Source organism: Variovorax sp. 01T439_2 (assembly GCF_056398445.1).
The window spans coordinates 1-6,376 of sequence record NZ_JBFTPJ010000264.1 but is presented as its reverse complement, the minus strand read 5'-3'; the positions used below and the strand labels follow the sequence as shown (position 1 = coordinate 6,376).

At 69.5% G+C, this 6,376-nt stretch carries 8 protein-coding genes; 4 read left to right on the top strand and 4 right to left on the bottom strand.

The genetic code is table 11. The features are described from left to right. Positions 1 to 184: glycine--tRNA ligase subunit beta (locus AC1DOC_RS14380; RefSeq protein WP_478129976.1), on the bottom strand; the 184-nt coding region annotated here is incomplete at its 3' end. Positions 185 to 187: 3 nt separating this feature from the next. Then, entirely contained in the window at positions 188 to 1,093 is a 906-nt protein-coding gene (gene glyQ / locus AC1DOC_RS14375; RefSeq protein WP_062367296.1) for a glycine--tRNA ligase subunit alpha, read from the bottom strand. A 249-nt stretch (positions 1,094 to 1,342) separates the two neighbouring features. Here glyQ and AC1DOC_RS14370 point away from each other — a divergent pair, with 249 nt between their 5' ends. The 3 genes from AC1DOC_RS14370 to AC1DOC_RS14360 are packed head-to-tail and all read left to right on the top strand — an operon-like array spanning position 1,343 to position 3,958. Continuing rightward, positions 1,343 to 2,308: a diacylglycerol/lipid kinase family protein gene (locus tag AC1DOC_RS14370; protein WP_062367295.1), complete on the top strand. Its 966-nt coding sequence runs from the start codon at positions 1,343 to 1,345 to the stop codon at positions 2,306 to 2,308. Beyond that, positions 2,305 to 3,129, top strand: a complete 825-nt coding sequence (locus tag AC1DOC_RS14365; RefSeq protein ID WP_307595603.1) for a metallophosphoesterase family protein — start codon at positions 2,305 to 2,307, stop codon at positions 3,127 to 3,129. The genes AC1DOC_RS14370 and AC1DOC_RS14365 overlap by 4 nt, the downstream gene beginning before the upstream one ends. A gap of 10 nt (positions 3,130 to 3,139) precedes the next feature. Next, positions 3,140 to 3,958: a phosphatase PAP2 family protein gene (locus tag AC1DOC_RS14360; RefSeq protein ID WP_307595602.1), complete on the top strand. Its 819-nt coding sequence runs from the start codon at positions 3,140 to 3,142 to the stop codon at positions 3,956 to 3,958. Between the two features lie 6 nt (positions 3,959 to 3,964). Here the strand turns inward: AC1DOC_RS14360 and AC1DOC_RS14355 are convergent, their stop codons facing one another. After that, the gene (locus tag AC1DOC_RS14355; RefSeq protein WP_015867509.1) at positions 3,965 to 5,035 is read right to left on the bottom strand and encodes an asparaginase; all 1,071 of its coding nucleotides are present in this window, start codon (positions 5,033 to 5,035) and stop codon (positions 3,965 to 3,967) included. A gap of 151 nt (positions 5,036 to 5,186) precedes the next feature. Between AC1DOC_RS14355 and AC1DOC_RS14350 the strand changes: the two genes are divergently transcribed. Beyond that, a complete protein-coding gene (locus AC1DOC_RS14350) occupies positions 5,187 to 5,870 on the top strand; it encodes a TetR family transcriptional regulator C-terminal domain-containing protein (protein ID WP_478129975.1) in 684 nt (227 codons plus the stop codon). A gap of 13 nt (positions 5,871 to 5,883) precedes the next feature. On the opposite strand, the gene AC1DOC_RS14345 is transcribed toward AC1DOC_RS14350, so the two are convergent. After that, a partial coding sequence (locus AC1DOC_RS14345; protein ID WP_478129974.1) for a carbonic anhydrase occupies positions 5,884 to 6,376 on the bottom strand: 493 nt, incomplete at its 5' end.

Here is a 6,376-nt window from a genome sequence, read left to right as displayed (position 1 = left end):
GGTGCGCAGCGAGGCGGCGCGGCGACGCGTAGGCCGTGAGCACCGAGGCGGGCTCGGCGAGCCCCTGGGCCACGAGCTGGTCGCGCAGCACGCCGGCGAAGGCATCGCCGAGTTTCTTCAACGCCTTGGGCGGCAGCTCTTCGACGAAGAGTTCGACCAACAGGTTCTTTTGCACGCTCGTCATCGCTCAGGCCGCCTTCTTCGTGATTTGTGCAACCCACTCGCGAGGCGCCATCGGAAAACCGAGCCGCTCGCGGCTCTCGTAGTAGCTCTGCGCCACGCTGCGCGCGAGGTTGCGGATGCGGCCGATGTAGGCCGCGCGCTCGGTCACGCTGATGGCGCCGCGCGCGTCGAGCAGGTTGAAGCTGTGCGCGGCCTTGAGCACCTGCTCGTAGGCCGGCAGCGCGAGCTGCTCGGTCATGAGGTGCCTGGCCTGCTTCTCGTGCGCCGCGAAGGCGGTGAACAAAAACTCGGCGTCGCTGTGCTCGAAGTTGTAGGTCGACTGCTCGACCTCGTTCTGCTTGTAGACGTCGCCGTAGCTCAGGCCGTCGGTCCAGGTGAGGTTGTAGACGTTGTCCACGCCCTGCAGGTACATGGCCAGGCGCTCCAGGCCGTAGGTGATCTCGCCGGTGATGGGCTTGCAGTCGATGCCGCCGACCTGCTGGAARTAGGTGAACTGCGTCACTTCCATGCCGTTRAGCCASACTTCCCARCCMAGKCCCCAGGCRCCSAGCGTSGGRTTCTCCCAGTCGTCTTCGACGAAGCGGATGTCGTTTTTCTTCAAGTCGAAGCCCAGCGCCTCGAGGCTGCCGAGGTACAGCTCCAGGATGTTGCTGGGCGCCGGCTTGAGCACCACCTGGTACTGGTARTAGTGCTGCAGGCGGTTGGGGTTCTCGCCRTAGCGRCCGTCCTTGGGGCGGCGGCTGGGCTGCACGTAGGCGGCCTTCCAGGGCTCGGGGCCGAGTGCGCGCAGGAAGGTGGCGGTGTGCGAGGTGCCCGCGCCCACTTCCATGTCGTAGGGTTGCAGCAGCGCACAGCCCTTGTCGGCCCAGTACGACTGCAGTTTGAGAATGATTTGCTGGAAGGTCAACATGAAGCAGGCCGGCGTGACCGGGCGTTGGACGGTAGCGCGATGAAGCACCGCGAAAGCAGACGATTTTACGGGCGGAGGGCCGCTCTCCCACAGCAAGCCGGCATGCCGGCCGCCTGCGCGGACCGGCCGGCCGTGCGACAACCGCGGGTCAGGGGCGCGCACCGTGCTTTTCCCGGGCTTCCTGTCCCCCGCGCCCGAACTTTCGCAGCCCGCCGGGCTCTTCCCCTCCTTTTTCCGGTTTCCATCGACATGCAGCCGTCTCCCCTCGGTCCGAACTCCCCCTTGTTCGTCGTTCTCAACGCCGGTTCCGGCAGCGCGGACGCCGCCGAAACCCGCGAAATCATCGAGCAAGGCTGCGCCGCGGCCGGCCGCAGGCTGCGCATCTTCCTGGTCGACGAACGCACGACGGTGCAGGCGCTGGCGCGCGAGGCGGTGGAGCGCGCCCGCGCCGTGGACGGCGTGGTGGTGGCCGCGGGCGGCGACGGCACCCTCAACACGGTGGCGCGGGCCACGCTCGGCAGCGGGCTGGCCTTCGGCGTGCTGCCGCAGGGCACCTTCAACTATTTCAGCCGCGCCCACGGCATTCCGCGCGACACGGCGCAGGCGCTGCAGGTGCTGCTGGACGAGCAGCCGCGGCCGGTGCAGGTGGGGCTGGTCAACGACCGCATCTTCCTGGTGAACGCCAGCATGGGCCTGTATGCCGAACTGCTGGAGGAACGCGAAAGCTACAAGGTGCGCTACGGCCGCAGCCGCTGGGTCGCGTTCTTTGCCGGCCTGCTCACCGTGATGCGCGGCCACCGGCACTGGAACCTGCGCATCGCCTCGCACGGGGTGGAGCGCGACATCCGCACGACCACGCTTTTCGTGGGCAACAACCCGCTGCAGCTGCTGCAGGTGGGCATCGCGCATGCCGATGCACCCGAGAACGGCCAGCTGGCCGCCGTGGCGCTGAAGCCGGTGGGCGTGCTGGCCATGCCCGGCCTGCTGGTGCGCGGCGCGCTCGGCCGGCTGGGGAACGCCGACGAGGTGCTGAGCTTCCCGTTCGAGTCGATGACGGTGAAGGCCGGCCGCCTGCATCCGCCGCGCCGCGTGAAGGTGGCCACCGACGGCGAGATCGCCTGGGCCGAGATGCCGCTGCTGTTCCGGGTCTCGCCCGAACCGCTGTGGCTGGTACGGCCCGACGTCGCGCCCGAGCTGGAGGCCGCCAAGCAATGAGCTGCCTGCTGCAGATCTCCGACACGCATTTCGGCACCGAGCAGCCCGAGGTGATGGCCGCGCTCGAGCGGCTCGCGCAGGCCCTGGCGCCGCAGGTGGTGGTGCTCTCGGGCGACATCACGCAGCGCGCCACGCGCAGGCAGTTCGCGGCCGCACGCGCCTTCGTCGACCGGCTGGCCGCACCGGCCGTGATAGCGATTCCGGGCAACCACGACATTCCGCTGTTCCAGCTGGGGGCGCGCCTGTTCTCGCCTTATGGGCGCTACGCCGGCGCCTTCGGCACCGACCTGGAGCCGGTGTTCGAATCCGCCGACTGGCTGGTGGTGGCGGTCAACACCACGCGCTGGTGGCGGCATGCGGACGGCGAGGTCTCGCCGGCGCAGATCGAGCGGGTGGCAGCGCGGCTGGCGGGCGCCCTGCCTTCGCAACTGCGCGTGGTGGTCACGCACCAGCCGGTGATGGTGACGCGGCAGGAAGACATGCGAAACCGGCTGCACGGGCGCGAAGCCGCCGTCGCGCGCTGGTGCGCAGCCGGCGCGGACCTGATCCTGGGCGGCCACATCCACCTGCCGTTCGTGCGTTCGCTGCACGGTGCGTACGCCGGCTGCCCGCGCACCGCATGGGCGGTGCAGGCCGGCACGGCGGTGTCGTCGCGCGTGCGCGCGGGCCATCCCAATTCGGTGAACGTGCTGCGCCTGGGCGCGCCGGAAGACGGCCGCGTGTGCCAGGCCGAGCGCTGGGACCATTCGGCCGCCGACAAGGCCTTCGTGTGCGCCAAGGTTTTGCAGCTTCCGCTTGCCAGCGCCAGGGCGCCCGCTTAGGGTGCGCCGCATGCCGATGGAAGCCCCTGCACTCGTTCTTCTCGCCCGCCAGCTGGGCGAGCATTCGCTGGCCTGGTTCGCCGGCGCCTTCGCCGTCTCGGTGCTCGGCGCCGGCCTGGCCTGCCAGGCGCTGCAGCGGCGGCGCCTCAGGAGATCGCCGGCCGATGAGCCCGACGAACCGCGGCTGGCCGCCGGGCTGGCCATCGGCTTCCTCTCGATCCTCGGGGCGGCCAGCCTGGTGGCATACATCGCATCGAAGCTCGGCGACGGGCGCCTGCTGGGCCTGGCCGACCAGGCGCTGGCCGATGCCATCGGCGAGCACCTGCCGTGGGCGGCGCTGGTGGCTTTCAGCTGGCTCACGCACCTGGGCGATGCCGAACTGCTGGCGCCGGTGTGCGTGGTGGTGGCGCTGCTGCTGTGGCGCCGCGCGCACCACGGCCTGGCGCTGGGCTGGGTCATGGCGCTCGGCGGCATCGTGCTGCTGAACCCGGCGCTCAAGCGCATCTTCGCGCGCGCGCGGCCGCTGCACGACCACGGGCTGGCGCTGGAGACGAGCTACAGCTTCCCGAGCGGCCACAGCGCGGGCGCGATCGTGAGCTACGGCATGCTGATGTACTTGGCGCTGCGCCTGCTGCCGGCGCGCTGGCATGTGCCGGCGGCCATGGCGGCCGCCGCCGCCATCGTCACCATCGCGTGCAGCCGCGTGTTCTTGCAGGTGCATTTCGCAAGCGACGTGGCGGCCGGCCTGCTGACCGGCCTGGCCTGGCTGCTCGTGTGCGTGGGCAGCCTCGAATACGCGCGGCACCGCAAGCGCCGCGCCGCGCGCTAGGGCGGGTCAATACTCCCAGAAGATGCGCTGCAGTTCTTTCGTGTCGCTGGTCTTGGTCAGCGCCACCATCGCCAGGATGCGCGCCTTCTGCGGACGCAGGTCGTGCGCCACCACCCAGTCGTACTTGTCGTCGGGCTGCTCGGCATTGCGGATCACGAAGCCGTCGGGCACGCGCGAGCTACGGATGATGATTGCGCCGTCGGTGCGCGCCTTCTGCAGGTTGGGCACGATGCGGTTGGCCACCGAGCCATTGCCCGTGCCGCCGTGGATGATTGCCTTCACGCCGCTCTTGGCCAGCGCGTCGATGGCGATGGACGAGACGCCCTCGTAGCCCATCGCGATCTCGACCGGCGGCAGCGCGGTGATGGCGTCGATGTCGAACTCCGAACTCATGGTGTGGCGCTTGACCGGCGCGCGGAACCAGTAGTTCTTGCCCTCGACCACCATGCCGAGCGGGCCCCACTGGCTCGAGAAGGCGCTGGTCTTGATGTTGACGTTCTTGCTCACGTCGCGGCCGCTGTCGATGTTGTCGTTCATCGTCACGAGCACGCCCTTGCCCGCCGCGTCCTTGCTGCCGGCCACGCTGACGGCGTCGTACAGGTTGAGCGCACCGTCGGCGGAAAGGGCCGTGCCCGGGCGCATCGAGCCGACCACCACGATCGGCTTGCTGGTGTGCACGGTGAGCGTGAGGAAGTAGGCGGTTTCCTCGAGCGTGTCGGTGCCGTGGGTGATGACGATGCCGTCCACGTCCGCCTGCTTCGACAGCGCCGAGACGCGCTTGGCCAGCGTCAGCAGGTTGTCGTTGGTCAGGCTTTCGGAAGCGACCTGGAACACCTGCTCGCCGCGCACGTTGGCGATCTTGGAGAGCTCGGGCAGGCCGGCGATCAGCTTCTCGACGCCGACCTTGGCGGCCGCGTAGGTGGCGCTGTTGACGGCCGAGGCGCCGGCGCCCGCGATGGTGCCGCCGGTGGCCAGGATCACCACATTGGGCAACGCCTGCTGGGCTTGCGCCAGGGCGCTGGCCGCGAGCAGTGCGGCACCGGCCGCGAAGGCGCGGAAACGGGGGGAAAGGTACATGAAGGAACTCCTTTGTTGGGACGAAATTCTGGAAGCGGCGAGAAGATACATGAACCGTGCCCGCATGCCCTGCGCTTCCATGCCGGCATGGCATGCGGCCATGCGCCAAGGATTACCATCGCCGGGCGCACCGCCGCATATCCGCCATGCCATGAACGCCGATCCCGCCGCCCTGTCCCCCAGCACCSCCCAGGAAATGCCCGCCCCCGACGGCCCGCTGTCGCGCGCGCGGCCGGGGCGCGAACGCATCATGGCGGCGATCCGCACCGCGGCCGTGGCCGAGTTCAGCCTGCATGGCCTCAAGGGCACCTCCACCCAGGCCATTGCCGCGCGCGCCGGCCTCACCAAGCCCCAGCTGCACTACTACATCGCCGGCAAGGAAGAGCTCTACGAAGAGCTGCTGATGCAGGTGCTGCATGCCTGGAAGGTGGTGTTCTCGTTCGAGGACGCCAGCGACCCGGCCACCGTGCTGGGCGACTACATCCGCAAGAAGCTCGACCACGCCTTCGACAACCCCGAGATCTCGCGCATCTTCACGCGCGAAGTGCTCGACGGCGGCCGCAACCTCGACCGCTACTGGCCCAACGCGCAGGCCTGGACGCAGAAGAAGGTCGACATCATCAACGGCTGGATCGCGCGCGGGCAGATGCGCCCGCTCGATGCGCGCCTGCTCCTGATGCACATCTGGGCCATGACCCAGAGCTACGCCGACTATGCGATCCAGACACGCGTGATGCTCGGCCTGCCGCCCGACGCGCCGATCGACCGCGAGCCGATCGCGCGCGAGCTGGTGGCCTTCGTGCTGGGCGGCTGCGGCATCGGCAGCCAAGCCTAGCCGCAGGCCTTCGTCAGACCATGCTGACCCGGCCGGTCGCCAGGTCGTAGATTCCGCCGACGACCTTGACCGCGCCGCTCGCGGCCATGCCGCCGAGGATGGGCGCCGACGTGGCCAGGCGCGCCACGCTCTGGCGCACGTTCTGCTCGGTGGCCGCCTGCAGCAGCGAGGCGGGCTCGCGGCGCGATGCGGCTTCCACGGCCGGGCGGATCGACGCGACCAGCCCCGGCAGGTGCCCGGGCAGCACGGCGTTTTCCTGCAGCACCTTGATGGTGGCCGAGATGGCGCCGCAGTTGCTGTGGCCGAGCACCATGATGAGCGGCACGTCGAGGAACTTGGCCGCGTATTCCATGCTGGCGATGCCATCGTCGTTGACGAAGTTGCCGGCCAGCCGCACCACGAAAAGATCGCCCGGGCCCTGGTCGAAGGCCAGTTCGGGCGCCACGCGCGAATCCGCGCAGGCAAGGATCGCCGCGAACGGCTTCTGGCCCGAGGTGCGCGCCACG